This window comes from Pseudomonas sp. A125 (assembly GCF_055409485.1).
In genome coordinates this window covers 1-23,860 of the sequence record NZ_JBUZVP010000051.1, presented here as the reverse complement: position 1 = coordinate 23,860, position 23,860 = coordinate 1, and the positions used below count along the sequence as shown (strand labels likewise).

General features: G+C 53.6%; 36 protein-coding genes. 11 read left to right on the top strand and 25 right to left on the bottom strand.

From position 1 onward, the window contains the following. Positions 1-119 precede the first annotated feature (119 nt). Together ACZRN6_RS35235 and ACZRN6_RS35230 are read left to right on the top strand one after the other, a co-directional pair. Positions 120-1,076: a hypothetical protein gene (locus tag ACZRN6_RS35235; RefSeq protein WP_464009900.1), complete on the top strand. Its 957-nt coding sequence runs from the start codon at positions 120-122 to the stop codon at positions 1,074-1,076. Positions 1,077-1,102: 26 nt separating this feature from the next. Next, positions 1,103-1,570, top strand: a complete 468-nt coding sequence (locus ACZRN6_RS35230) for a hypothetical protein (RefSeq protein WP_011923104.1) — start codon at positions 1,103-1,105, stop codon at positions 1,568-1,570. A 20-nt stretch (positions 1,571-1,590) separates the two neighbouring features. Here ACZRN6_RS35230 and ACZRN6_RS35225 read toward each other — a convergent pair whose 3' ends face one another. Continuing rightward, positions 1,591-2,088 carry a hypothetical protein gene (locus ACZRN6_RS35225; RefSeq protein WP_078466020.1) on the bottom strand — a complete coding sequence of 166 codons (498 nt, stop codon included), beginning with the start codon at positions 2,086-2,088 and terminating at the stop codon, positions 1,591-1,593. A 170-nt stretch (positions 2,089-2,258) separates the two neighbouring features. Further along, positions 2,259-2,909 carry an SOS response-associated peptidase gene (locus ACZRN6_RS35220; RefSeq protein WP_284184474.1) on the bottom strand — a complete coding sequence of 217 codons (651 nt, stop codon included), beginning with the start codon at positions 2,907-2,909 and terminating at the stop codon, positions 2,259-2,261. A 226-nt stretch (positions 2,910-3,135) separates the two neighbouring features. Here ACZRN6_RS35220 and ACZRN6_RS35215 point away from each other — a divergent pair, with 226 nt between their 5' ends. Beyond that, the gene (locus ACZRN6_RS35215) at positions 3,136-3,543 is read left to right on the top strand and encodes a hypothetical protein (protein ID WP_011923101.1); all 408 of its coding nucleotides are present in this window, start codon (positions 3,136-3,138) and stop codon (positions 3,541-3,543) included. Between the two features lie 140 nt (positions 3,544-3,683). Here ACZRN6_RS35215 and ACZRN6_RS35210 read toward each other — a convergent pair whose 3' ends face one another. The 3 genes from ACZRN6_RS35210 to ACZRN6_RS35200 all read right to left on the bottom strand — a co-directional run bounded on the left by ACZRN6_RS35210 (position 3,684) and on the right by ACZRN6_RS35200 (position 4,988). Then, positions 3,684-3,932 (bottom strand): hypothetical protein, encoded by a 249-nt coding sequence (locus ACZRN6_RS35210; RefSeq protein WP_078466021.1) that lies wholly within the window; start codon positions 3,930-3,932, stop codon positions 3,684-3,686. Positions 3,933-4,054: 122 nt separating this feature from the next. Beyond that, a complete protein-coding gene (locus ACZRN6_RS35205; RefSeq protein WP_078466022.1) occupies positions 4,055-4,273 on the bottom strand; it encodes a hypothetical protein in 219 nt (72 codons plus the stop codon). 523 nt (positions 4,274-4,796) lie between these two features. Further along, complete coding sequence (locus ACZRN6_RS35200) at positions 4,797-4,988, bottom strand: hypothetical protein (RefSeq protein WP_284184473.1); 192 nt, start codon at positions 4,986-4,988, stop codon at positions 4,797-4,799. Positions 4,989-5,188: 200 nt separating this feature from the next. Here ACZRN6_RS35200 and ACZRN6_RS35195 point away from each other — a divergent pair, with 200 nt between their 5' ends. Next, entirely contained in the window at positions 5,189-5,899 is a 711-nt protein-coding gene (locus ACZRN6_RS35195; RefSeq protein ID WP_161952150.1) for a CPBP family intramembrane glutamic endopeptidase, read from the top strand. A gap of 383 nt (positions 5,900-6,282) precedes the next feature. On the opposite strand, the gene ACZRN6_RS35190 is transcribed toward ACZRN6_RS35195, so the two are convergent. From ACZRN6_RS35190 to ACZRN6_RS35145, 10 genes are all read right to left on the bottom strand, one after another. Further along, the gene (locus tag ACZRN6_RS35190; RefSeq protein ID WP_284184472.1) at positions 6,283-6,558 is read right to left on the bottom strand and encodes a hypothetical protein; all 276 of its coding nucleotides are present in this window, start codon (positions 6,556-6,558) and stop codon (positions 6,283-6,285) included. Positions 6,559-7,097: 539 nt separating this feature from the next. Beyond that, the gene (locus tag ACZRN6_RS35185; protein ID WP_233100506.1) at positions 7,098-7,739 is read right to left on the bottom strand and encodes a hypothetical protein; all 642 of its coding nucleotides are present in this window, start codon (positions 7,737-7,739) and stop codon (positions 7,098-7,100) included. A 142-nt stretch (positions 7,740-7,881) separates the two neighbouring features. Then, complete coding sequence (locus tag ACZRN6_RS35180; RefSeq protein WP_011923093.1) at positions 7,882-8,667, bottom strand: hypothetical protein; 786 nt, start codon at positions 8,665-8,667, stop codon at positions 7,882-7,884. Between the two features lie 76 nt (positions 8,668-8,743). Continuing rightward, the gene (locus ACZRN6_RS35175; protein WP_221730316.1) at positions 8,744-9,118 is read right to left on the bottom strand and encodes a hypothetical protein; all 375 of its coding nucleotides are present in this window, start codon (positions 9,116-9,118) and stop codon (positions 8,744-8,746) included. Positions 9,119-9,244: 126 nt separating this feature from the next. Continuing rightward, positions 9,245-9,727 (bottom strand): hypothetical protein, encoded by a 483-nt coding sequence (locus ACZRN6_RS35170; protein ID WP_284184471.1) that lies wholly within the window; start codon positions 9,725-9,727, stop codon positions 9,245-9,247. Positions 9,728-9,832: 105 nt separating this feature from the next. Further along, positions 9,833-10,114 carry a hypothetical protein gene (locus tag ACZRN6_RS35165; protein WP_221730318.1) on the bottom strand — a complete coding sequence of 94 codons (282 nt, stop codon included), beginning with the start codon at positions 10,112-10,114 and terminating at the stop codon, positions 9,833-9,835. A 59-nt stretch (positions 10,115-10,173) separates the two neighbouring features. After that, positions 10,174-10,671: a hypothetical protein gene (locus ACZRN6_RS35160; RefSeq protein ID WP_284184470.1), complete on the bottom strand. Its 498-nt coding sequence runs from the start codon at positions 10,669-10,671 to the stop codon at positions 10,174-10,176. Positions 10,672-10,797: 126 nt separating this feature from the next. Continuing rightward, a complete protein-coding gene (locus ACZRN6_RS35155; protein WP_078466032.1) occupies positions 10,798-11,010 on the bottom strand; it encodes a hypothetical protein in 213 nt (70 codons plus the stop codon). Positions 11,011-11,216: 206 nt separating this feature from the next. Next, on the bottom strand, positions 11,217-11,552 hold the full coding sequence (locus ACZRN6_RS35150) for a hypothetical protein (protein WP_116827150.1): 336 nt from the start codon (positions 11,550-11,552) through the stop codon (positions 11,217-11,219). A gap of 75 nt (positions 11,553-11,627) precedes the next feature. Then, positions 11,628-13,454, bottom strand: coding sequence for a phosphoadenosine phosphosulfate reductase domain-containing protein (locus tag ACZRN6_RS35145; RefSeq protein WP_284184469.1), 1,827 nt, complete (start codon positions 13,452-13,454; stop codon positions 11,628-11,630). A gap of 269 nt (positions 13,455-13,723) precedes the next feature. Here ACZRN6_RS35145 and ACZRN6_RS35140 point away from each other — a divergent pair, with 269 nt between their 5' ends. From ACZRN6_RS35140 to ACZRN6_RS35130, 3 genes are all read left to right on the top strand, one after another. Beyond that, a complete protein-coding gene (locus ACZRN6_RS35140) occupies positions 13,724-14,098 on the top strand; it encodes a hypothetical protein (protein WP_284184468.1) in 375 nt (124 codons plus the stop codon). A gap of 31 nt (positions 14,099-14,129) precedes the next feature. Continuing rightward, complete coding sequence (locus tag ACZRN6_RS35135) at positions 14,130-14,618, top strand: hypothetical protein (RefSeq protein WP_284184467.1); 489 nt, start codon at positions 14,130-14,132, stop codon at positions 14,616-14,618. 248 nt (positions 14,619-14,866) lie between these two features. Next, entirely contained in the window at positions 14,867-15,082 is a 216-nt protein-coding gene (locus ACZRN6_RS35130; protein WP_221730322.1) for a hypothetical protein, read from the top strand. A 715-nt stretch (positions 15,083-15,797) separates the two neighbouring features. On the opposite strand, the gene ACZRN6_RS35125 is transcribed toward ACZRN6_RS35130, so the two are convergent. The 7 genes from ACZRN6_RS35125 to ACZRN6_RS35095 form a co-directional block, all read right to left on the bottom strand. Next, positions 15,798-16,100, bottom strand: a complete 303-nt coding sequence (locus ACZRN6_RS35125; protein ID WP_193068992.1) for a hypothetical protein — start codon at positions 16,098-16,100, stop codon at positions 15,798-15,800. A gap of 171 nt (positions 16,101-16,271) precedes the next feature. Further along, positions 16,272-17,066: a hypothetical protein gene (locus ACZRN6_RS35120; protein ID WP_284184465.1), complete on the bottom strand. Its 795-nt coding sequence runs from the start codon at positions 17,064-17,066 to the stop codon at positions 16,272-16,274. A gap of 86 nt (positions 17,067-17,152) precedes the next feature. Then, entirely contained in the window at positions 17,153-17,446 is a 294-nt protein-coding gene (locus ACZRN6_RS35115) for a hypothetical protein (protein ID WP_284184464.1), read from the bottom strand. Between the two features lie 224 nt (positions 17,447-17,670). Beyond that, positions 17,671-18,102 (bottom strand): hypothetical protein, encoded by a 432-nt coding sequence (locus tag ACZRN6_RS35110; protein ID WP_464009899.1) that lies wholly within the window; start codon positions 18,100-18,102, stop codon positions 17,671-17,673. 49 nt (positions 18,103-18,151) lie between these two features. Next, entirely contained in the window at positions 18,152-18,361 is a 210-nt protein-coding gene (locus ACZRN6_RS35105) for a hypothetical protein (RefSeq protein WP_284184462.1), read from the bottom strand. A 16-nt stretch (positions 18,362-18,377) separates the two neighbouring features. Continuing rightward, positions 18,378-18,581 carry a hypothetical protein gene (locus ACZRN6_RS35100; protein WP_078466042.1) on the bottom strand — a complete coding sequence of 68 codons (204 nt, stop codon included), beginning with the start codon at positions 18,579-18,581 and terminating at the stop codon, positions 18,378-18,380. Between the two features lie 76 nt (positions 18,582-18,657). Further along, positions 18,658-19,068 carry a hypothetical protein gene (locus tag ACZRN6_RS35095; protein ID WP_284184461.1) on the bottom strand — a complete coding sequence of 137 codons (411 nt, stop codon included), beginning with the start codon at positions 19,066-19,068 and terminating at the stop codon, positions 18,658-18,660. A gap of 243 nt (positions 19,069-19,311) precedes the next feature. Here ACZRN6_RS35095 and ACZRN6_RS35090 point away from each other — a divergent pair, with 243 nt between their 5' ends. Further along, a complete protein-coding gene (locus tag ACZRN6_RS35090) occupies positions 19,312-19,638 on the top strand; it encodes a hypothetical protein (protein WP_284184460.1) in 327 nt (108 codons plus the stop codon). Here ACZRN6_RS35090 and ACZRN6_RS35085 read toward each other — a convergent pair. After that, on the bottom strand, positions 19,635-20,339 hold the full coding sequence (locus ACZRN6_RS35085) for a hypothetical protein (protein ID WP_284184459.1): 705 nt from the start codon (positions 20,337-20,339) through the stop codon (positions 19,635-19,637). The two genes, ACZRN6_RS35090 and ACZRN6_RS35085, sit on opposite strands and share 4 nt — an antisense overlap. 107 nt (positions 20,340-20,446) lie before the next feature. Between ACZRN6_RS35085 and ACZRN6_RS35080 the strand changes: the two genes are divergently transcribed. Then, a complete protein-coding gene (locus tag ACZRN6_RS35080; RefSeq protein WP_464009898.1) occupies positions 20,447-20,866 on the top strand; it encodes a hypothetical protein in 420 nt (139 codons plus the stop codon). Between the two features lie 7 nt (positions 20,867-20,873). On the opposite strand, the gene ACZRN6_RS35075 is transcribed toward ACZRN6_RS35080, so the two are convergent. Next, the gene (locus tag ACZRN6_RS35075; RefSeq protein WP_284184457.1) at positions 20,874-21,077 is read right to left on the bottom strand and encodes a hypothetical protein; all 204 of its coding nucleotides are present in this window, start codon (positions 21,075-21,077) and stop codon (positions 20,874-20,876) included. A gap of 216 nt (positions 21,078-21,293) precedes the next feature. Between ACZRN6_RS35075 and ACZRN6_RS35070 the strand changes: the two genes are divergently transcribed. Continuing rightward, positions 21,294-21,614 (top strand): hypothetical protein, encoded by a 321-nt coding sequence (locus ACZRN6_RS35070; protein ID WP_284184456.1) that lies wholly within the window; start codon positions 21,294-21,296, stop codon positions 21,612-21,614. Positions 21,615-21,805: 191 nt separating this feature from the next. Here the strand turns inward: ACZRN6_RS35070 and ACZRN6_RS35065 are convergent, their stop codons facing one another. Next, a complete protein-coding gene (locus tag ACZRN6_RS35065; RefSeq protein WP_284184455.1) occupies positions 21,806-22,459 on the bottom strand; it encodes a hypothetical protein in 654 nt (217 codons plus the stop codon). A 189-nt stretch (positions 22,460-22,648) separates the two neighbouring features. Between ACZRN6_RS35065 and ACZRN6_RS35060 the strand changes: the two genes are divergently transcribed. Continuing rightward, a complete protein-coding gene (locus ACZRN6_RS35060; RefSeq protein WP_284184454.1) occupies positions 22,649-23,347 on the top strand; it encodes a DUF4262 domain-containing protein in 699 nt (232 codons plus the stop codon). The last annotated feature ends 513 nt before the right edge of the window (positions 23,348-23,860 follow it).

Genomic DNA, 23,860 nt, shown 5'->3' with positions numbered 1-23,860 from the left:
GTCAGACGCCCATTGATAACGATGTTTTGGAAGCGGGATTGTTTCGCTTAGCAAGCTCAGAAAATTAACTGACTGTTGCACTTGCTCCTTGAGACCGCCCAGTATTGAACCTTACCTCTATGGCCAGAAGCATTGAAAATGCAGTGGTGCAAGATTCAAGATCAATCATGGCCGAGTGGGTTATTAAGTCTATTGAAAGATTGGCTAAGGAAGCGGGGCTCCTTGAGAAGCTAGTGACTGATGCCGCAGGGGACGTGTCCGGACCATTGACCCTGATATTCGCGATTCAACTCAAGCTTGCACCTCTGATCGGAGCAAAGATCGGGGTGGCCTGCACGAAGGGACATCTGGGACGGTGGGAGTTCGTGGATATGCCCAACTTAAACGAGCAGTTTTCGACCGTGCGCGAGATCGCCGTAGGGGCGATCGGAACCCTTGATCGGGACTCAATGGAGCGTTTCGGGTACCGAGTGACGGACGTATTCAAGCAGGTTGTCGCCACCGGCGAAGACCAGCACCAAGCAAATGCCCGGGTTTATGCTGAGAAGGTAGGCTTGCATCAAGCTGGTGAGGCTCCTGACCGAGAACAACCTGCAGCTCCGGGCGCCCCGACAGCTATCGACCTGACGGAGGCCTGCGCAGTCCTTCAAGCCGATTTTGCTCGTGACGGGCTCGATGTCCATAGCCAAGATCTCATGAAGATCTTCTTGGATGAAGTGCGGGCCCTGAACTTGGGCAGTCAGGTTGCAACCCTTCCAGATGGCCACGTCTACTGCGACCTGTCACTGCTGTATCTCGCGCATGCCAAATGGGTTGGAATAATTGCACAGACTTTGGAACTGCCATTGTCCGAGGACCTTGAGTCAATCACGGTCGCACCAGCTGCGACGCAGACCCTAAAAAGCCTCAAGGGCCTTGGGCATTTGCGAATCCGGGTGATGGAGGCTGAGACCTTAAATAAACGAGGCTTTGGCGTACTGGAGCCTATATTTGAGTCAGCTCGAACAGGTGAGTCGATGGAGCAGGCGAGGGTCAGGCTGCACCACCAGAGCCTGGGTCTTCGTCCGGTGAAGTAGCACCGCTCAGCCCCAGGGCAAAAAACGTGAAGTTTTTGTTAGGCCAGTTTGAGGTGCATGAATCAGGTTTGAAACATAAGCTCGGCGTTCAATTTCCCTTTGCGTGCCGGCTAATGACTACCGCAGCGGTCGGGCTCCTCGCCCAAACTACCAAATCGCGACGCACATGCCTGTGGCTTGTGCTCGCAACGCTGGGCACAACTGTTGCCAGCTCACTGATCAGCGATTTCGAAGACAGCATCATGCTCGGGATAGCTGCCACCGTCCTGCTGTTGGTCGTGAACTGTCTACCCTGGAGCTTCAAAATCCACGGAGACACACCCGTTGAACTGCTCTACCTGTCCGACTATTTCAAACCCGTGTTGATAGCACTTACCGTAGTGGTAGCTCTTGCGTCTATGGGGGGAGGTAGTGACACCTGGAGCGCCATCTCATCGCTTCTGATGGTGAGCACCGCACTGTTACCTTTGCGCAAAAAACTTCTAAGAGCCTAAATGCCAACCTGGGCCGGCATTCAGCTGAGTTTTGAGCGCCAGGCCGGCCCCGCTTCGGCAAGTTTGGCCGCCTCATCAAGGCTCCCGCTGGAACCCCACCAGGTAGATCTGTCCCACGCTCCGCCATCAAGGCATCTGACGTCATAACGAACACCGTCCGGGAATTCAGCAAACCAGCGAAGTTTTTCCGCCTGGATCTTGGCCTCAAGCTCATCATCGGAAATAACGTAGTCGTTTGCCTGCTCGCGATGGTGGGCCTGATTGGCTTTGATGATCTCAACGCAAGATTCCCAGTCACGGGAGATGATGAAGGGCAGGTCCCACCAATGCTCCGTCTCAAGCGACTCGCGGTCCTCATTTGGAGTTTGGTCAAAGCAACGACGCAATGTGGGATTTAGGGGAAACCGCCCTGCGACCAGTTCTTGATTTTCGGGCCAATGTACTGGCTGGTATGTGTCGACCTCGACAAATTCATCTAGGAAGAGGATTTTCCGGGTACTTTCAGCCGGCTTGGTCATTGTAGGGCCTCTGATTGGGGATGCGTTGAGGGTCGCTATCCTAATGATAACCCCGCGGTGTGCCACCAGAACGAGCTCACCGCCTGGCAGTTTCTTGGCGAATGGTTAGCTCGGTCTGAATTTCGACCCCACACTATGGGGTGCACCGTCACAAATCCGTCGGTAGGATCTCATTTGTTGCCTTTCTTCGGCTTGGCTTCGGCTTTGAGCTTATCCCCTGGATACAAGCGCATGAACTCCATGGACTGCTCTGGGGTGGCGCGTAGCCAGTCGTTGATCAGCCCGTTAGGAAGGATGACAACGCTTCGTTTCTCATCGTCGGGTTTGTGGTACTGATTCATGAAGTGATTTTGTGCGTTGACCGTGAGCATTGTGAAGCTGAGTAGCCGGCCTTCAGGGCTGTGCCATTCATCCCATAAGCCTGCGATCGCCATGACCCCTTCATCAGAGCGGGTAATTCGGGTGGGCACTGCTTTGCCGCTTCTCCAATCGGGTTCGTAGATCCCCGAGGCAAGGATCACGCAGTGTTGCCCTTTCTTCCAGGCATCACGGAAGGAAGGTTTGCTGCTGACCGTTTCAGATCTGGCGTTGTAAGTTCGTCGTCCAAGATTCCGGTCTTTAGACCAAAAGGGGAGGAGACCAAACTGGCCAACTTGGGCTTCGAGTTCTGACTGATCATCATCGGTTGCTTCGCTGCCACGAAGTCGGATGAAGGGACCAAGGTAAGTAGGCCATAGGTCATGTTGGTATGGTTCTGTAGGGGCGACCCCGAAGCCTGCAAGAAGGCGGTCTTCAGTTGGGGCTTCGTAGTGTGAGCACATAGTCAGTCTCCAAAGAGTTGCGTCACAGGATAGACCGCAAGCGACATGTTGTGTCGCGGGGCGAGGGTAGGGCCACACAGGGATCGGCCAACTGAATACCGGAAATGGGATGTGAATTTCTCAGCCGGATACATAGTGCATCTGATTGCCGCCTGTCCAAAAGGTGTGACCCACCCTCTCTGGATAGGGTCAGCAGATGTAGATCCGATTTTTGTAAGGAGTACAGATGACCGCGCCAATGACCATCCTGGCCGCCGCGTTGGACAAGGTTCAACACGATCCAGCTGCATGTTCGCTGCCGGCACGCGCACAGGCAGAACGCGCGGCGATTCTGGTTATAGCCCAGACCATTGAGGTAGAGGGGGAGCCAGCACATCACCCTTCAAGTGGCTTGCTTCCCTACGTAGGGGAAGTTACAAGGGCCAAAGAAGGTTTGCGGGTGGCGCTAGAGGAGCTGGCCAGCGAGGCGCCGCCTGCAAGGCGTGCAGTGCTCTTGGCCAATTTCGAGCGGGCCCAGGACGTGTATTACCAGGCCACCGCCAGCGTTGCCGAGATCATCGGCCGAATCGTCAATGCTCCACCTGCGAGAGGGGGAGAGAGTGTTGACTCTGATTGGTCTGCCGGATATGTTTAAATCCTGGCTGCGAGAGACAGCCTTTATGGGCCCTGCCCCGCGACCCTAAGGGTGGCACCGCCGGAACTAGCCAAGAAGCCTCTGCTTCTCTCCCAAGAGCCCGCATTCGATGCGGGCTTTTTGGTTCTTGGCTTCCGAAGTCAAGCCTTCCGGACGTCGAGCTCCCCCGGCATTTCCGCTCCGAGATCAATTCCAAGCAACCGAGCGCCGCGAAGAATCGCTTGCTCGGCATGGCAAGCATCAGACATATGGACTGGCCGCTCATCACCTTCAAGAGGAAGGCCAGCCGCGTTCCGAAGCATTTTGATTGCGAATCGAAATGCCGCTGCACTTGGCTCTAGGTTTTCGAGTGGAACAGTCAGTTGCTTTGTTGGTGCATGGTATTTCATCAGTGCTTGTCCTGGGCCTAATCGACTTTTCAACAACCGCGGTTTTTATCCTTTGGAGGCCCAGGTCTGAGCTGAGGTAAAACAGGCCTGCTGCGCTCTATGCGCCCCGGCTGTCCAGCCGCTCACTCGTCATCAACTACTTCAAGCTTTCCGAAAAGCGCGATTTCGCCCAGATGGGTCTGGTCGGGCAGCATATGCTCGAGCTCGCGAAGGATTTTTTGAGCCAGACCTAGGGCTTCGTCTTTCGGGATAATCAACCGAACAAGGTCGGGATAATGGGACTTACCGTCCAATACTTCCTGGCCCTTATTGATGGTGAATTCTTGATCGTTGCAGCGCATAGTGCCGATTCCTTTTAATGTCTGTTGAACATGTCTGCTTGAGTATTGGCCGTATCTGTCTTTGGTGCGTTCAGCGGGTGGCCCAGCTGACGGCGAATCTCACCAAGCCAGGCCTTGTAAGGTGTGTTTGCTCGCTCCCCCCAGGGGTAGGCTTCTATTAACGCCTTACGTAGCGCTTTCATATCACTGCGGCCAACGTTGCGAATCACTTGCGCTACCACCGGCGCAGCTGCATCTGCCCATGACATTGTGTTTAGCTCCCGCTTATCAACTTCAACGGCGATACCAGTTTAGCTTGAAGCATCTGGCATCCGCGGGTATCTCGGCCGGCACCCAGCGCAGGCAGTCCAAGTACAAACGTTCAGGTTTGCTTGGGCTCGGTCGAGTTGCTTGGACTAGATAGGCTGAACCACCAGAAGTGACGATATAGTCGCCGGCGCTCAAGTCTTCAGCTCCGTCGATGTACAATTTACAAGGGGTGTAGGGCTGACGGCGGCTAGCCATAGACGGATTCCCTCTTAATTCAGTGCTTCTGGGAATTGGGCGTGATTGTACGTTTGATGGTGACAACCCCCAGATCAGCCTCAAATTCCAGATCATTCTTCGCCTCGTGGGCAAGGCAGATCAAAGCCCGGGCCATGCAGCTTGCAGCGCCTTCGGCCCCGAGAAGTTGTACTGCTGCCGCGATTTGCTCTGCGAACTGGCGATTTCCCATCGTGGGCTATTCCTTGCTATTGCGGACAGTGCCCGCTCGGTCATGTTCATAGTCGAGCACTGCAATGAGTGCCACAAGCCATAACAACCTTGCAAAATCCTTAACCTGCCGGGCATCCATTTTGGCGCTCTTGCTTTGGCTAGATCATTTGATGGACCGGGTAAGATGTAGGCACTTATTTTCGCGAAAGGATGCTTAGCGTGAACAACGCCATTTCCCCAGGTTACCCAGCAATCGATCAAGCCCGCTACTCATGGTGGCGGCGTTGCTTGATGGGCATCACAGCTCTCTTTCTTGCGCTAGCAATACCGACCTGGATATTCACTGTCGTTGGGAAAGAAGAATGGAATTCCCTGTGGCTTATGCTCGCACACGGTGCAACAGCCGTAGCACTTCTGTTCCTTGCCGCAGTACAACTCAGAGGCTCTGGCGGACTCAGGGCGCTTTTAGGCCGCGACCTTGGGCGCACCTACAAGATCTGTCTACCAATCGTAATCGTCATCTATGTGGTCTGCACCAGCCTAGACGTGGGGCTGGGGTTCGGCCGCGAGACTTTTATGGTTTCCTTCTTGGGCGGCCTAACTGCCCTGGAAAAGGTGGTATGTCTGGTTATGCTGCTGGCACTTCCCCCGATCAGTGAAGAGCTTCTGTACCGCCACTTTTTGATGAGATTGTTCCCTTTGAACAGCCGGCTCTGGCAGTGGGTTGCGATCTTGTGCACCAGCTCGTTATTCATGCTGATGCATAGCCAATATACGCATTGGCCCTCATTTGCCCTGATCGGGTCTTTGGCTGTGCTTTTTGCCTACGCACGCATGCGCACCGGTGGCATCTTGGTGCCTATTCTCCTGCATAGTTTTGCAGAGGTCTGCGGCATGCTGAGCGATACAGTTTTGAGCCAGTTGGTATAGGAAGCTATTGAGACATATGCAGATGCGGTGCTGTGCATCAAGGCCATCAAGGCCATCAAGGCGCCAGGGATCTAGGTCGCGTTCTGTCCTAATATGGAACTGCCCTTTGGTGCGGCGTTGACAGGGCACTTTGCCGACCTGGATGCTCACATGTTCAGATTTGATATAGGGGTTCTAAAGCCCGATCTGAGCATTTTCGAGTGGGCTGCGGGATATGAGCGTTGATTCGGAAGCTACCTTGAGGATGGGTGATTCCCAGCAGTGCGATAAATACGGCGTCCGAGACGCTTGGCATCAAAGTGCATTTTCTTTAGCGGGCCGGCGGAGAGCTTCCTGACCTGCAGGAGTTTTGCAACATCGTCATTTGAACTGTCGATCTGTGATTACTTGTCCAGCATACGTTCCTGCTCCGCCACTAAAATGGCCCGACCGTAGAGATTCGTGGAGATGTGCGAAAGCACCAAGCTGCCGAGCCCGCAACCGATAAGATTCTTGAATGGAGGCCAGGCATCGGTGCCATACAAGCGAGACAAGACTGAGGTTATTTCCAGCGCATTCAGCCCCCACGTGAAGAAACTAACCAGAGCCCCGAGGGACATGACGAATGACATGAACCAAAAAAATCGGGCGGCTAATTTACCGACTGTGCTCGCGACCATAGCTATCTCCTGATTGTTTAGTGATTTGGACGCATTGTGCCCTTGCCTTTGAGCATGTGAAAGCCAAAGGGTATCCAGCAAATTCCCGATGTCTGGCCGCTGGAATGAATCATTAGCCAGTTAGAGCAAATACACGGTAAAGCATGGCCCTTTTTGGATTTGGCAAACTGGACGGTCGCGTTAATCTGTCGATTGACTATGAAATCCGGGGGCAGGGCTTTGAGGTTTTGGACTACAGCAGAAGAGAAGGTAATCAAGGAACTCTACGGGGACACTCCAATGGCTGAGTTGACGTCCATCCTAAACCGAAAAGTAGGGTCGATTCATGCTAAGGCAAGGACCTTGGGCATCAAGCGCAGCGACTCTTTCCGAAATGGTCAGCACGGTGGCCGATTCAAGTCAGGGAGCAAGTCAGGGGAATCTACCCGTTTCAAGAAGGGGAGGAATCTCCACGCCAACAAGCTTGCAAAGGTTTCTGCAAAGACGCCAGAGTAAGGATCCCTCCCTAGGACAGAGATCTCCCCAGCATAACCAAATTGCTAAGACTCCTGAGCTTTGAGCATTTCCAGATGTGCTTCTTCATCATCTGTCGATTTCCCATTCGCGGCCCGCCAGACAATCCTCAGTTCGTAGAGTGAAATTAGCCCCGCGTGAGTCGTGCGGAAATAAGTACCTGAATCATCAGACCGGATTTTCTCCAGCTGCCCGCGCCCATGCAGGTCATTTACGATCTCATCGAGGTCGCTGAGTCTCTCAGCTTCCTTCGGCGAAACGTGCATACCCTCAGGCTTGTTGGCCAGCCAAAGCACCTTTTCGGGATTGAACAGGTTTTTGGTGCCGGGTACGCCTGTCTTCTGGCTTACAGGCCTTGTCGTGGTTGGCGTTACTTTAACTACTGGGGACGGTGTCTCTGGCGCTTTGATGATCAGCCCCTGGGTACAAGCCCAACCAATGATCTCTTCATCGAGCCAGTCGGGCATTACCAGCTCGTCGGCAATCATCCGCCACTCAGCGTGCGTTGCTCGAGCCAAAAATGCAGAGCAAGAAAATGCCTGCGGCATTCGTGGAAAATGAAACGGCTCATCGCAATGTGTATTCAGAAACGCCGCCAGCCCATCACCACCGTCTGGAATCACCACATTGGCAACAAGCACCCGCGCGTGTGATACGGCGACTGACATGAACGCTCCGTAGATGTCGTGTACCTCAACGCCAGCCTGCCAATGAAGTTGGGGCTCGAACATGTACCATTGGGACAATGAGCGATTCAGGTACTGGGAGATGTTCCTGATCAAGCGTGGCCCGGCCGGGCGAGGATTATTCTCAGCTTCTTTCATCATTCGATTTCTCGGATCCGTTGGCGGCCACTTCTTTACCCTTGGCAGTAATACGAGCCAAGCCATTACCGATTACTTCGAAAAGCCCTAGCTTGAAGCCTTTAGCAATTGCGTCAGCGGTCAGTGAGGGTACTGCGTACTCAACCATGCCGGAAGTGGTTCTGGCTGCGCACGCAAGTGTTTCTGGTAGGTGATCGGTTGGTTTAGCGTCCGGATCATACTCACAGTCGAAAGCGACCTCAGAGAGAAGAACACGTCCTACAAACTCCCCCACCGGGTTGGCCCGGGCAAAGGAAGTGCCATCTAGAATCAGTGTGTCTCCGTCCTCGATGCGTTTCCACCAGATCCCAGCTGAGGTTTTCTGAAAACCGTAGTAGTCCGGCGTCATGTCGAAGCGACCGCACTCAGACAACGTGGGGTCTTGGATGTCATCACCCTCAAATTCGAAGCGAACCTGATCGCAGTTGAAGCTCGCAATGTTGAGGGAGCTGATGTCGATAACGGACGATTTGTTGGAAAGCAGTGGGGCTTGGGTATTCCACAGATCCTCGGTGAGCGGCTGTGCGTTTCCGATGTCTATCACCCCATCCTGAAACAGACCAAGGTGTAGTGCGCGATCACGAAAGAACACTACAGAGACGGGTGATATGTTGATGGCCACATCTGTCCGACCTGCCAGCTCGTTGTCGTAGGCATCTGCTGCAGTCTGGAAAGCTGGGAGGTTAGCCGTGGGTGATTTCAGGGCTTCGGTGATGTGCTGTTCAATGGTCATGGCATGGCGCCCTATGCAGGGATTGAAGGAGAGTGCTTGACTAGGGTAGAGGGGTGTTATCCAGCCCGTACGGTCTTTATGCCGGTTGTGGGTGATTCAGGTGGATCCGACGGGCATAAGATCGATTCACGTCTTTCTCCAATGCCTCGACGTAGAGGGTCACAGCTTCAGTCAGGCTTTCATCTGTCATGGCAGGATCGAAGCGCTTCATGTTGGCGCTAAGGATGTTGCGACCCTCGCTGTCATAGTTGCTGACCAGCATCAGGCTTTCAGACCATGGTTCAAGGGAGATTGTCGCGGTCTTATCGCCAACCACAGTCTCATAGTCCATCCGGGCAATAAGGCAGCTAATTTCCATGTCTCGGGCGGATGCGACTTTCCAGCCAAGGGCGTTAAGTGCTGCCGCGATGCGGGTTTTAACAGCGGTGTACTCGGTAGTAAAAATGGTCATTGGAATAGGCCTGATCAAAGAGTGTGTTGTTTCGATGGGCATATGATCAGGTCGTTTTGCCTGTGCCAGAACCACCCTACAAACTTTCTCAGGCCCCGACGCATCCCTCGCTTGGGCTCTGGTTTCCTAGGCTGGGGCTTGAATCGGCTTAGGTAGTGTGAAGCTCAAAACCTCCCACTCTTCCATGAATCCGTGATCGACGAGCTCTTCGATGACAGTCGGACCCGGGACATCAATCCATTCAGCAGTCCTCAGCCAGGCAAGGAATTCAATCTCGGTTTGGTCGGATTGAGCCTGCAGGCTCGCCAATCCATCCTCCAGCTCAACCACCAGATCTACGCCCCAGTATTCGGGGTTACGATATTCCCGGGCCTGGTTCCTGATGACCTGCGAGAGGTGGCCACCGTAATAACGGAAATCGCTGGTTTCGCGCCAGCCGGGTTTGAGCAGCAAGGCTCTCGCCATACTGGTCGAAATTGAATAGTAGTCAGGACCGCCCACGCTTCTCTCTGACACGAATTCCCAGTACAGAGGGCCTAGCGTCGGGTGGGTGGCAGATACAACCACTCCGGTACGGGTTCGGCGTTCGTCATCGCGTTCGATTGGCATGGCTTGCAACTCCTAAAAGGTCAATGGCGCCATGTTACGGGGATTAGGGTGTGCCAGAAGCTGGGCCGCCGTGCGCCCCGGCCCTTTGATTGCCTGCGCCGATACTTAGGCGAGATTGGCAGCCCATTCGGGGATGGCATCAGTTGTAATCAATCCAAACCCCACTGGGTCATTGAACAATTCAGCGTTTGCATCGAGTAGCGATTCCTCCAGGTCGGCCATCTCGTGGTGGCTGGCTTCGGAATAGGTGGAGTCCATAGAGCGGATGCGTTGAATTTGAGCAAATACGAGCTTCTGGCTTTCGGCATCGATCACGATCCGAGTCATCCGCTCGCTTTCGTCTGCTTCAAAAATGTGACCCCAGTTTCCACTGATGTACTTAGACATGGATATTCCTTTGAATCGTCGCTTTTGGTTGGTGGCCGGGATGGCGTCCGCCTTTGAATTTAGGCCTGCAAGCGCTGCCAGACAGGTAAGAGCTGCAATTGTGGTGAAACAAAGGACTGGGGAAAGTCGAGTGCGGCGCCGGGGGCTTCTACATCCAACCAGGCGGCTGAGGTTAGCCACGCCGTGAAAGCGTCAACATCCTGCCCGCTACGTCGCTGCAACGACTTGAGAACGCCTCCAAGGGTGGTGGTAGACCAAGTGCACACTTTGGTTTCGTCGATGTCGTGCTCTTGCTGAAACTGCTCACTGTCGAGCATCAGTTTTGTCATGTGGTCGCGATGACTCCACGCCATGATTCCCTCTCGCCAGCCTTTGCGCAGCGTCATTGCGTCCTCAAGATTGGTCGTTAGCGTGTAGCAGTTAGGGGCGTTATGGTCCGAGCCATCGACAAAGCACCAGTAGACAGGGCCCAGGGTTGGATGGCTGGCGCTGATCACGACGGTTGCTTGTACGCACTGGGAAACAACATTCAGCGATGGCGATGCATTGAGTGACATGGGTGACTCCTCAAGATTTGATGATTCATCTTGCGGCCGGTATTGGAGTGCCAGAACCCCCTTCCACAGGTTCTTACAGGCACAAAAAAGGCACCGCCGAGAGGTGCCTTGGTGTGTTGAACGGAATCAGCTTGGATCGCGGCACTCTTTGAGAACTTTGTCGGCCGTCTCGCGGGAGTTCAGACCTTTACCCCACGCCTGCTGGACGTAAAAAGGCTGACCCTCAACGATGCCCGCGGCGTCCGAGTGCGAGATCTCCAGGTCATCGGCAACGAACTGTGTTACCTCGCCTTCCCACACGCTGTAAGTCTGAGTGCTGCTCTGATCGTAAGTAGGCATGGCTTTGTTCCAAGTGGCTTCAAGATGGAACCATGTTCAAACCATATTAGGTGTGCCAGAAGCACCTAACGTTGCTGCGGGGTGCAAAAAGCCAACCGGTCAGCCTTGAGCCGCTGCGTCCCAAGCCTGAACCGTCGCTCTGTCCGTGCTCTGCAGATTACCGTATGCAGAGTGGTTCAGCAGTTATAACGGCCGCTATATGCCTATCAAGCCGCTACCGGCCGCACAATGTTGTCAGGCTCGGGGTGAAATTTATCGAAGAAAGATTTCCGCCGGTCCTTATCGATCCAGCGCTCGTGCTGGCCCGGGTTCCCGTCAGCCAGGACGTCGATAGCGCTGTAGTGATTACCGACGAAGGCCATATCCTTACCCTTAGACGGGTCGCGCGCTACACACTGCACCCAGCCATCAGCGACATAGGTGATCTCTTGCCAGATTGAGCAGCACGCGAACCGAACAAACCAACCAGGTTGGACGCCCAGTTTCTTGAGGTCGGTATCCGAGGTGCAGCGGGTGATGGTAGCTGGCTTGGCTTGAGTCATTGATTAAGCTCCTTGTCGATGAGCCCAGTATCAGGGTGGGGGAGGTGTGCCAGAACCTGCCCAAGTGAAAAACAGCTACAACCAGAACGAAAGCTGCTCAAGGGTCGTTTGTGCGGCTGAGGGGACTGCCGGCGACTGATCAGTTTCGAACTTGGACTGAAGAGCTTTCAAAAGGGCGTGCGGGTCATGCAGCACGTCTTTTATCCCATGAACAAAAATCTGGTTACTCATTTTGGCCATACGATTCCATTCCCCAAGCCCGCCTTTGTAAAGGGTGGCCGTACCCAGCCCTACGAAGTAGTCGACCACCAACATTGGGTTATCCAGCGGTGCAATACGATCAAGGGCATAGTCGAGATCGAAGCCCATAAAATATTCGGCACCTTCCTCGTCGATCTCAAACTCATCCCCGACGTTTGCACTTTGAACAATCGTCCCATCCGCCAGAGTGGTCGTAGACTCCCAGTCGACCATCGCATGGGCGAGGTTGCGGAAACCTCGCCAGGCGCTGTGATACTCAGCGTCGGCAAACGGAGCTTCAGCCCGGAACGCCACATCCTTCTCTGTGAATTTGGGAATCGAATCCAATGAAGGAATTTCATACCGCATTCCGCGCTCGTAGATGTCTTTGTAGGCCCTCAGAGCCGAAAAACTATTTTGATACCCGTATCGCGCACTAATGAAGTCAATTGCAATAATTTGACGCTCGTCCAGGATAGTGAATCGAGGGGCAATCCCCAGTCCACCGGATTCAATCTCTTCACGGATTTGGACTGTCAGCATGATTCGCAACAGGTCGAGACAATGTTGTGGGCTGTACGAATTAGGAACGATCTTGATAGTTCCTGTTTCTTCATTAACAGTGCGAGCAAGCCAGCAGCGAGCGGAGGGGTCGAAGTGCTTTGCCAGCATGAATGATCGAAGGTCTCGAAGAGGTGCCATCCAAGAATAAACGCCACCCTCAGTGGCGATAATATTGTCTGCGCTAGTGTCTTTGGATATCTTCCCGCATGTCCAGCATCCAGTGCGGGCTCCACATGCTGGCCGGGCTTGCTCAGTACCGCTCAAGTACATATTAACCATGCACTCGCCACCATTCGCTTCACGGTAAATTTCTACAAGCTCATCAAAGTTGTCGTAGGCGGCGAACTTACCCGACCGAACATAGCCGATGTATGTGAAAACATCGAAGGTATCCCAGTTGGCAATGGGGCTAAGGACCATCTGGCCATTGCCCATCGCGTCTACCGCGTCTGTAGCGCTTTCTCCGCGCGCCTTCATCTTGGTGGCGCGAGCGCTGCTCTCATCAAAACGAGTGCCGATGAGAGTGACTAGGTTTGCATCCTTGGCTTTTACGCCATCCTTCTCAGCAATGTAAGCCTTGACTTGTCGCTTGATTTTATCAAGAGGGGCCGCCTTGACCATCTGCTGGCATTTGGAACTTGCGCCAACACTCATTATCGACCGGCCGGACAAGATCGCCACTAGATAATCGTTGCTCAGATTGGGTGAGGCTATCCATACTCTAGTAGGAATGCCTGCGGACTTTGCGAAGGCTTCGATAGATTTAATCTGCCCCTTGTTGTACTGATCAATTCGTGGGTTTTCCATCCTTGTATTTGAATTGACAAGATGCAGTGTGGGGACTTCAACGCCCTCAGCTTTCAGTTCGGAAAGTGCGCTGTAAGCAAGATTCAAAGTAACACTACTGTCCTTGCCACCGCTCCAGGCGACGGACAGGTTAGCGCCATTGATTACTTGCTGTTTGATTGCGTCGATCGCACTTCTGACTTTCTCATCAAAACTCAGGGTTACAACCGGCCCACGTGGAGACTCAAGCTTGATCTCTTCGAAGAGGCCTACTTGTTTAACGTTAATCAGGTTTGCGTGGGCGGTTGTCATGATTACTTCGCTGTGTTCATTTCGGTATGAGCACAGTTTCAGGGCGAATCATGTGTGCCAGAACCGCCCTGGTACAAAATCTTAGACATGAAGTCCCCAGGTAGATGATCCTCAGCAATTAGTTTGTCTTTGCACTTCCATGCTGGTCATCTAATAAAAAATCAATTGCTCACTGTCCTAGCTGGTGGCACGTGTCCATTGAGTGGATTATGTCTATCCGTGGCATCCGTATAAGCCTCAGATCAGTCCCCTACCTAGGAAACGATAAGATGAAGCACTGGCTCAAGACCCTCCTGCCAAAGAATGCATCTGCTGTTGAACTGTCGCAGAAAATCGACGATGCAGATGAGCGTGTCCAGAATTTAAAGGAGCAAATCATTGCCGTACAGTCACGGCGCGCTGAGCTTGAGCGTGAGGCGAAAGATCTGGCTTCTCAATGTTTGAGCGACGATCAGCTTGCCTCTGTATGCAGTGATGAAGCAGCTTTGCTCAACAGTTGCAGAGTGAGCGCCTCGATTCTCCAGAGCGAGCTACGCCGGCTGTTTGTTGAGTCCTCACCGTTTTTGAGCGAGCTTGCTCAATCAGAAATGGACAAAACCATCTCCATTCATGACAACCTAGGCCGTTGGCTTTCCCGCTTTTGATTCAGCCGAGTTTCCCAGGAAGCAAAATGTCATGAAGATGGAAGAACCAGACGACGTTTACGCGATCCTCAGCGAAGCAAAATTGCTAGCAAGGCGCTACTACCATTTGACTGGAAAGCCTCTGGGCGTCACCGGCGAGGTGGCTGAGTACGAAGCATCTCGAATCCTCGGTCTAGAGTTGAAGCAAGCCAGAACAGCGGGCTTCGACGCCATCGAGACTAAAGATGGCATAGACCTCAAGATCCAGATCAAGGGGCGGTATTTCCCGAACCGTCGCATGCGAGGAGGTAGGCTTGGATCAATCGACCTGAAGCAACCTTTTGACATTGTGATGCTGGTTCTGCTTGATGGCGACTACAACGCATTCCAGATCTTCGAAGCAAAAAGGCCAGACGTCGAGGCGTTGCTGACCAGGCCGGGCTCAAGAAGTAGGAACGAGCGTGGTTCCTTGGGTATTAGCCAGTTCAGAGCGATCAGTATCCTCAGATGGCAAAGGGTTGAGGTAAGTCAGCAAGCTTGATTCTTGCGCTATGGCCGGCCGGGGCCGAGGCGTTATCCTAACCAGCACTAAGTAAGCACCATGAGGACCATCAAGTGCCACAGTCACTATTCGATCGGCTAGCCCAGTTCGACGCGGCAATGCTTGCATCTGGACAGTCGTCTGTTCCTGGAGAAGAGCGCCGGGCGATACAGCTGACCAACTCTGTGAATCCAGAGGCTGGGCGGGGATTCGACTGGCTTCTACCTGAGGCAGCAGGTACCGCCAAGATGATCCATCACGAAGAGTCTGCAGAGTTCATGGTCTTTGCGTTTGATGATCGGAGCGTGCTGGTCTTGCTTCAGACTGGTTTCGTCTTCTCGGTTGCCAGTGGTAACTCCGTCAGCCTAGGCAAAATTAAGGCCTGGCTCGAGGGTCACAATATAGTGCACGGCCCTTCTTCCGGTCCCACTGCAGCCAACCAGTCCTTTGACCTGCCGAACTGACTGTTCCTGAGAAAACCACGTTGGATATAAATGCAATAATCCTCAAAGCGAAGCTCGTGCGTACTCGCAAAGACCCGCTAAACAAAGCCGCGGGGTAATCCCAAGCCTAAACACGGTGCGTGGCCTGAACGGTCGTGTCAGTTTCACAGGAATTTCTTGATGATAAAAATCAGTGTGGATTTGTCCCGGACCACTAAGACAGAGTACGACATCTACATGTCTTCTCGGCTACGCACGTTCCTTCAAAATGAATTGGCGAACGACCTGAGTGGCTGTGAGGCTTTGGTTGAGTCATCTGGAGGACCGCACAACGTTGAGCCCGGGACAGACAAACAGAAGGCGGATCCCTTTGAGCCAGATGGCGTCATAGGTCACCAAGTGCGCCACGCTATCGAGGAGTATCAGCGAGCATTCACTTATGCTCATCGTCGCAACTGGTGGCACCGAGCCCTCTGTTGGCTCGGCAGCGAGGATTCTTTGGCGAATGAGCTCCTAGTGCGAGAAACACGTGCACACGCAGTAGCTTTTTCTGGTCAATCGTCTGCTCACAAGATGGCTCTTGAAAGAATCGTCCGGATCAATTCACGGAAAGCTAAGAAGTTCGGACTCATATCGATCTTGAACGAAAGCAACCGGCTGCCTTAGTCGAGGACTATTCCTAGACTATTCGAGGTATTGAAAGCGACTCCTATCAAGCATGCCTCTTGTTTTCTGGTTAGATCCAGGAAGTAAGAGACTTCCACCAGCTCTTGTCCTTCTTGTGCCGGATGTGAGTGCGAGCGGCCAGCTTGTCTTTGTATTTGCGGCAGGTCCCGTTCAGCGACTTTCCGGCTGCTGTTTTGACGATCACCCGATCGCCGAGTTTGTGGTTAACACATGCGGCGAATGCGGCCGGTGTGGGCGAGGGGCCTCGGTCACGGGCAGTCTGGCTGGCGCTGGCCGGTGAGGTGAGAATGACCGAGATGCTGCCAGCGATGAGCGCACAGAGGATGAGGTGGCTAAGGGAGAGGCGTTTCATGAGGGTCTTCTACCTGGGCTGTTCTGGATCAGCCAAGGGTGCGGATCATGGCACGTCGATGCAACTCATAAGCATGACCCCAAATTCAATCGCCCGCCGGGCGCAAATGGCTTAATGGAAAACGGACATCCTCTCTGGAGAATTGTCCGTTTGGCATTCAGCTGGCTGCAATCACTCTGGGGTTTGTACTGATGTCATGATTGGCTGCGGCTCCCAGCTCTTACGCTTGTGCATATGCCGGGTGGTAAATCGAGCTGGCCATCCCATCTTTTTCAAGATCCACCTGCCAAAACCCCTGGCACTATCGGTCCATCTATCAATTAGCTTGAGCTCCGCCAGGCTCTTCACACCACACTCACGCTCATCGCGCAGTTCGGACTCAAATCCGAACCAAGGTTTCAGGCGGCGATAGTAGCGATCAGGCACGAACAGGTCCCCCACGCACTTTGCAGTGAAGGTTCCGCCAATGACTTCGATACCTGTCCTGCTCTGATCGTGATTGGAAAGAACGAAGCCGAAAGCCATGTAGAACCGATTGCGTTGCTCCCGTGCTTTTTCAGTGCTGGCGTCGATATCAGCAAGGGAACCTGGGTCAATTGCGTAGCCCGCAACATCCTGCTTGGTGAGCCACTCGATCACGTTGGACATGAGAGCTGGGCCCAGACCTACGCCCTTTTTGTGCATGATCAATTGACCAGTAGGCCCGAACTTCACGCGTCGGGTTTGATGGCAAATGACGACTGATACCTGATTGTTCCAAGTATGGAATGAGGATCCACTAGCTGCCGGGTGGACTGCGCGTGCCCTGTAAAACTCGTAGTTGCCCATGTGCCGTGATTCTGAGGATGTACGGGTGTATTCAGTGATGACAGGATAGACCTCCCGACGATCGCCAGCGGGCACCTCGTATACGAACAGATCCTTGACGGTGCAGAGCTGCTCGAGCTCGTTGGAAATACGCTTCAATGACACTGCGCGTCCTCAGCCATATAGGTTCAATTTTGTAGTGTGCCAGTAGAGCGAGGCATCGACTTCAGAGAAAGCGAAGCATTCTAGCTTCCTGAGCATGTTGTACTTATTAGTGCTGAAATCGGGATGCCTTGCTCCTTAAGGCCACCGATATAGCCTTCGCACGCTGCTTTCTTTGAGCCAGGATCAAGTTGTTCAATCTGAGCAGCAACAAGCTCATCCCGTTGGCGATTTTCAACATCAACCTGGTCCTGTTGTGATGCCGCGCGCTTCGAAGCGAGGTATGGCTCCAGGACATAAGACTTGCCAGCTAACATTACAGCGATGCCAATAGTTGCTCCGCAAACAGCCGTAATTAGTGTTTTTCGATCGTTCATGATTTAACCTACTCTTCGGCAATGATTGAGACTGGAGACGTCGAGCTGCGTAGAAATCAAACTCTCGCAACCATAAAGCAGGATGTTACTGCCACCCCAGTCGTACCTTGCCAGTATGGATATTAACGTTTCACAGAGTAACCCTTGGAAGGCCGAGCCTTCGATTACCTTGTTCCGTTAACGCTGATGTTTCGCAATGATTTAGGTTGGATCAAATTGGCTGCCTAGGTGCTGCATGCCGACTGAATCAGTTCGCGGGCGTGGCTATCATCTGATGCGTAGCCTTCACTTACAAGCCAATCACAGGTGGTAGCAATCTCAGCAGTTCTCACCGCGGCCCTGATAGTACCGATCAGCTTAGTATCCAGCCCACTTGGTCGAACTAGTTTTGACTTGCTTATACTACTGTTTCCCTCCCGCGCGGTGGAATTGATCTCCTCGTAAGTGGCCTGACCGAGCGTCGTAAACGTCATCTGGTCGCGGCCTTGAGTGTCGACACCGAGCACCACGAGACCCTTACGCTCAAGTCCTCGGGCAGCACGCTTTTCCCCGGGCTCAACCGGCAGCGAAGTGCCTGCTTGGGGGGCGGGGTAGATGTGTTCGATGATGGAGGCGATCAGCGCTTCTTCGCCGGCTGAGAGTTTTACAGCGGTCATGGTCATAAACTCCGATATCTGTAGGATGGCTCACATTAACCGGCCGGGCTCAGGGTATGACTTTCTGAAGTCCATCGGCTAAGCCTTCCCAGGTGTCTGCCATGCCGTTTGTGGTTACTGAGACCATCCTAGTATCGGGATCGAGCCAGTAAACTGTACCTCGTGAGCCATGCGCGTCGTGCCCACGATCCCAAATGATGACTGTGTCTTCCAGCTTCAGGTCTTCAAAGGTGACGTTAATGGCGTTTTTGCTGGTCATGCTCATACCTCCAGGGTCAACTCTGGCCTGCAAGTGTCGCGTTATGCATCGCAACCACGTATGCCGCTAGGGCCGCGTCGCCTTGGAAGTGGCCGATGCGCAGGGTTTCGTTCTCTGACTTACCTGGCACGAAGATCTCACCGGCGCAGTTGTGCTCCCACGGTACTCTGACCTCATCAGACAAGGCATTAAGCAGGGCGGAACGACGTTCTTGATTCATTGACGGTTCACCTTTCACGGTGCTCCCTGTGGTAGCCAGCGCCGTGGGTTGTGGCTAAAGCCGACATTACACACGATTAGGCGCCCAGCTGCTTGGATCCGTACTCAGCTTCCATGTCCGACTTGAAACGTTCAGCCTTGAGCTTGCTGGCGAAGTGATAAATCACAGCATCCTCAGCAGGATCTGCATGGGTGTCTTCGACGATCCAGGGCTTCTTGGTGCTGCCCTCGTTCTTGCGCAGCGTGAATCGAACCTGTTCCGAGGGTTTGACCCATTGTTCTTGTTCGGAACTCCACACCACCGAATTGCCAGCTTCACAGCTGTTCCAACAGCGACCGTTGAGGTAATCGCCAGCCTCGTTCTGATGCTCGGTGGCTACCAGGCCAGTATCTTCACAGATGGCGCAGCAGAAGTGCTTGAAAAGTGGAGCGGTGCAGACGACGGCGCCGGCGATAGCAGTGAGAGGTGACTCGGTTTGAGTGTTCATGGATTTGCTCCTGGTCATTGGGTAACGATGGAGCAATTCTCTGGCCCTTTAACCCGTGCCAGAACCACCCAGTGTCATCATTTCTAACCTAGGTGGCTTTAGCCCAAAGTGTGCCCTTGCTGCAGGCAGTTAGGGTGGCCTGGGCTGTTTAACGGGATGGATTGACACCGGGCTACTCAGGCCTACGCTGAATAGAGATCACACCGGCATCTGATGTTGTTCACCATTCATTCGAGGCCTGCGATGAATAAGGCAGAACTGAGCAAACTGTTGGAAGAAAAGGTTTCTGACAAGTTGAAGGATGGGTACGAAATTCTCAACTATGCGATGGATGCGGCGAGTCGGGACAAGCTCAAGCGGGATTTGAAGGTCCATGGCCGCAACGTACCGCATGAGGATGGTAAGGAAGATGAGTGGCGCAATTACCTATGGCAAGTAGAGCGTGGCATCTACCAGGGGGAGGCTCGGACCAAACAGGTTCAGATTGAAACTGTTCAGACCTTACAGCCAGCAAGCGCCGGAGAGACAACCTCATCCAGCGCAGGATTGTGGAAGGCGAGGCGCCATTAAGAGGTTGGAAGCACTTCAGCGCTAGCGTCTTCGTGCGCCTCGACCTGCCGCCAGAAATGGCTGACTGCGTCACGAGCCAGATTTCCGCGGTATACGTCGCCGGCATATTCATTCTCGTGGCCGAGGTATGGGCTATTGATAACGAGGGTTCCACTCTCTTTGCTTTGTGCCGCATGGGCACTGTCCATGACCAGGACCTCGGCCGGCCGATCGGTAAAGATGAAGGTGTGAGCGCCACCATCCATCCCCATGGCAACGCGTACAGGTTTAAGCAGCGCCAGCAGTCCATTGCATACGGACTGGGCCGCCAGCATGCTCTCCGACGTCATGAGCTGATAGGGCTCGTCCGGAAACCCATCTTCATACCCGACGACGCGCCAGGCCTCACCGGCGAAGCGGGCCATACTCACCTCGGAGTGTGGATCCTGCCCTGCATCAGCCGCGAGGTATACGTCGCCGTCACAGTGGTCGATCATGGCCATCTGAGCGCCTCCAGGCGGCTGGGACAGGATCAGAGACAGGTTAGGGTGTTCGGCCAGGCTCACTTCGTTGCGAACTGGCTCCAGTACACCTTCCACTTGGCGCGGGTCGATTGGCATGTACTGAGATTCGATGCCGTACATGACACGAATGCAGCGCTGAACCTCGAACTTGATGAACACTGGTTGGCCTGGTTCGTTGATATGCGGGGTAGGGATCATATGGGCAGTTCCGTGAGTGATTTGATGGGTTAATCATCACGTGGGCCTGGGTGTGCCAGAACCCCCTAGGGTTTAAACTGGCCTGCCTCTTCTAAGGATGACTGACAATGCACCAGAATCGGTTTTCGTCGACTGCAGTTAGCAGATTCGGCTTCACCCTCGTTTCCGCAGCTGGGGCATTAATCTTGGTGGGTTGCACCGCCAGCCCGGCTAGCGTTGAGTCCTCTGCATACGATACGGCGATGGCCCAACAAAACACCGCTATCAGATCGGTTCAGGTTTACAAGTCAATTCCAGAGGGCGCCATCGGGGTTCGCTCTGTCATGGCGGCCGCTTGTGGTAGCGACTCAACGTCCTTCGGATCGGATGAAAACTACATCCTGACGGGCTTGAAGATGAAGGCTTACAAGAGCGGGGCTAATGGCCTGTCGATGGTCGACATCCAAAAAATGCCAGACCCCAAAGGTCACTGCGATGCTGGATTCTCGGTGGGTGGCAGTGCCAAGGCCTTCACTGTCCAGCAGTAGGTCTGAATTAGCTGGCGCTGGGGATCTGCTGCATCAGTTGATGGACCTTCGCGACGATCTCATCCACTTTTGCGCTTGCCGGCAGATCCAGCATATTGCGAAGGGTAAGGATCGCGTTAGAAGCAGAGCTGGCCGCTTCCCGGTTCGATTGGGCCATTACTGTTGAGTTTGCCAGTTGATCCAGGCTCCAGCAGGTGTCTTTGATATCCATCGTGGTCTCCAGTGTGTTTGATGGTTTCCAGTGTCGGTCTGCTCTGGATGTGCCACCAGCTGCAGGCATCACTTGGAATGAATTCCGTTGCGGGGGTTTGAGTTGCCAGGCGGATAACCTTTGGCATCATGGCGGTCTGCCTGAGATCAGGCTCAGTTAGCCCGATCTTGCGTTCAAAGAGAAAGCATCTGAACTAGAACATGAGGATTTGCGGACATGAATACAGCTACCACGGCCACTGGAAGCTACATGAGTCACGAAATGCAGTTGGCTACATTGCTGGGAATCAAATCCTTGTCCAATGACGGTTTCAATGTCACTACTATTGCTGACATCCTCGAAGGGAAGGTCAAGGACGCCGATGAGCGAGGCGGGTGGAGTAAAGCCAAGGCGAATCTAGATCAGGGTGCACCTTTCATTGTTAGCTTGATCGGAACCGGCTTGTTCTCTTCTCCCGTCGAAAGGATATTCGCGATCATCGAACGGCCTGACAGAGCGATTGATGCGGCGATCGAGTTACTGAAAGCGATCCGCTGAACATACTCTAATCATCAGCATCTCGATGTTGATCGTACTCAGATTGCACGGGCAGCTTATAGAACTGATCGTGGCGGCATGATGCGGCCACGGTGGTTGATAAATCTAGATGCTGCCCTGGTCTCCTATTGCGATGCCAATCTCAAGGGGTCAGCACATAGACCGTTGCCATCACCTCCCGCGGCATTGCATTAAACGATCTTGCCGACCCACATGGCAGTGGTGACATCTCGGCTGCGCTGAAATTTGACCCAGACGAAATTGGGGTCAATCTGAGGGTAGCCAGGGAAACCGACCGGCGCCGTTGTCATCAACGCCCATAGCTCATTGAATCCCGAACCACCCTCGGCCTGGCTAACCAGCACGTACCCACGCTTTTGCTCTTTGATGATCTTGAGGATCTCGCCGAGAACCAGTTCAGGGAACGCTTGAGGCTCATCGATAACCACGGGGAGGTGTGGGTCTTTGCTCACCTGGTACCAAAACCAGTTTGCGTTCGAGCAGTCCGACGTACGTCCATTCAAGTAGACCGCGTTGGGCAGTGCGGCTTGAAGGAAAGTGGTTTTGCCGCTGGCAGCTTTACCGGTTAACAGCACGGCTTTGCGTTCCTCAAGCCATTGCTGAACGGTCGAGGCCTTCAACTCACGCGCTGCATCACCTGCGGTTTGCTTCACCAGATTAACGAGCGCCAACCGATCAGCCTTTGTCAGAAGCTTTGCCTTAATGCCGAGCAGCCCTGGAGCATCGATGGATATCTGATCGCGGTACGAGATACTGTTCAGCGGGGAAATGCCAACCTTTAGCTTCCCGGCAAGCATGGCTGTCTTGATGTCTTCGTAGAACATGGTTCATTCCATCAGATCGGATTTCAGGCGAATCATCCCGCCAAGTTGGGTTGAGTATATCGTCAGGTAGAGATGCAACCACCCACAAGAGAAATCGGAATCTATGTTGATGCTTCTGGCACAGGCAGGGCAGGGCAAAATGGGCACATCAACTTTTAGACACACCTAACGAACCGTTCAGGAGTTCCCATGACCGACCTCCCCAAAGCTACACCCGCTCAAATCGCCGCGCTAAAGCTGCAAGTGCCCGGCATTGCCAATCACATCAATGACTTCCAGATGAGCACCCTTGCCGCAAATATGACCTTTGAACTCGCGCCATCGGTGACCGTAGGCTTCCACCTCAACCAGCTGGTTCAAGATGGACTGGTGACTGAGGAAAACCTTGTCGATGTGGTCCGGGCTATTCGCATTTCCTTGCTTGGGCCAAGCATGGCCGCGGAGATCGATGCGGCGATCGGCGCTCAAGGCTATGCAGTGAAACCAGTCTTCGGAGGCGACGATTCTCCATCGTTTGCCTATTCAGTCGGCCTGACTGGCACCGTAGGGTTTGAGCTAATCTCGATGGCCGGGATGGATCATCAGCTGAATGCCTATATGGTCAACGCATACGCTGAATTGGCAAAGGCTGGCGAGGTGATTGAGCAAGAGCGCACCGACCTCGTTGAATTGTCATCAGTGCCCGGGCAGGGCCTGCGTACGAAGTGTGTGCCAGTTGACGCATTAGCGGCCATGGAGACGCATGTTTGCGATGTACGTGGTGAGGTCGAGCGGGTCTATCAGGTTTTGGTTGCAGACAAACACAACCTGTTCCCAGATGAAGAAGGCTACGAGCAGGCATTTCTGCAGCCCCGCTTCCCTGCACCTAAAAAATCTGCCTCGCATTGATTCAGCCCTGCAGGTGGCCCTCAAATTGGGCTGCCTGTCTCCTCTTAAGACGAGTAGTACCCGTCGCAGGGGCCATCGTCTCGACTCAGCTCATCCATGCGCTCTTCAAAATTTCGCGGCCCAGTCAGCCACATTGAATCGGCTGAAGCTCTCGATTCGTACTGCCAGTGCTCCTGCCCTTCGAAATGCACGTCCGTGGTTACGATTACCGGTAGTTCTGTGCTCGATGCGTTAGGTGGCTCCGGAATATCGGGCTTACCGCCTACGTACCAATCCCAGGCAGCTTTTGCGGTTTCAAAAAGGGGGCGGAAGGCATAGCAAACGGTGCAGTCATAAATGAGGTAAAGCTTACGGCCATCCTCAAATTCAACCATTGCCAATGATCTCGACATTTCATTCCGACTCGATATAAGGGGCGGTTGCAGGAGCTGAGTGCAACACGGTCATTGAATTGAAGCTGGAGCATCATGCCGCATAGCCATGGCCTTCTGCATCACCTCACCCATAACTTCG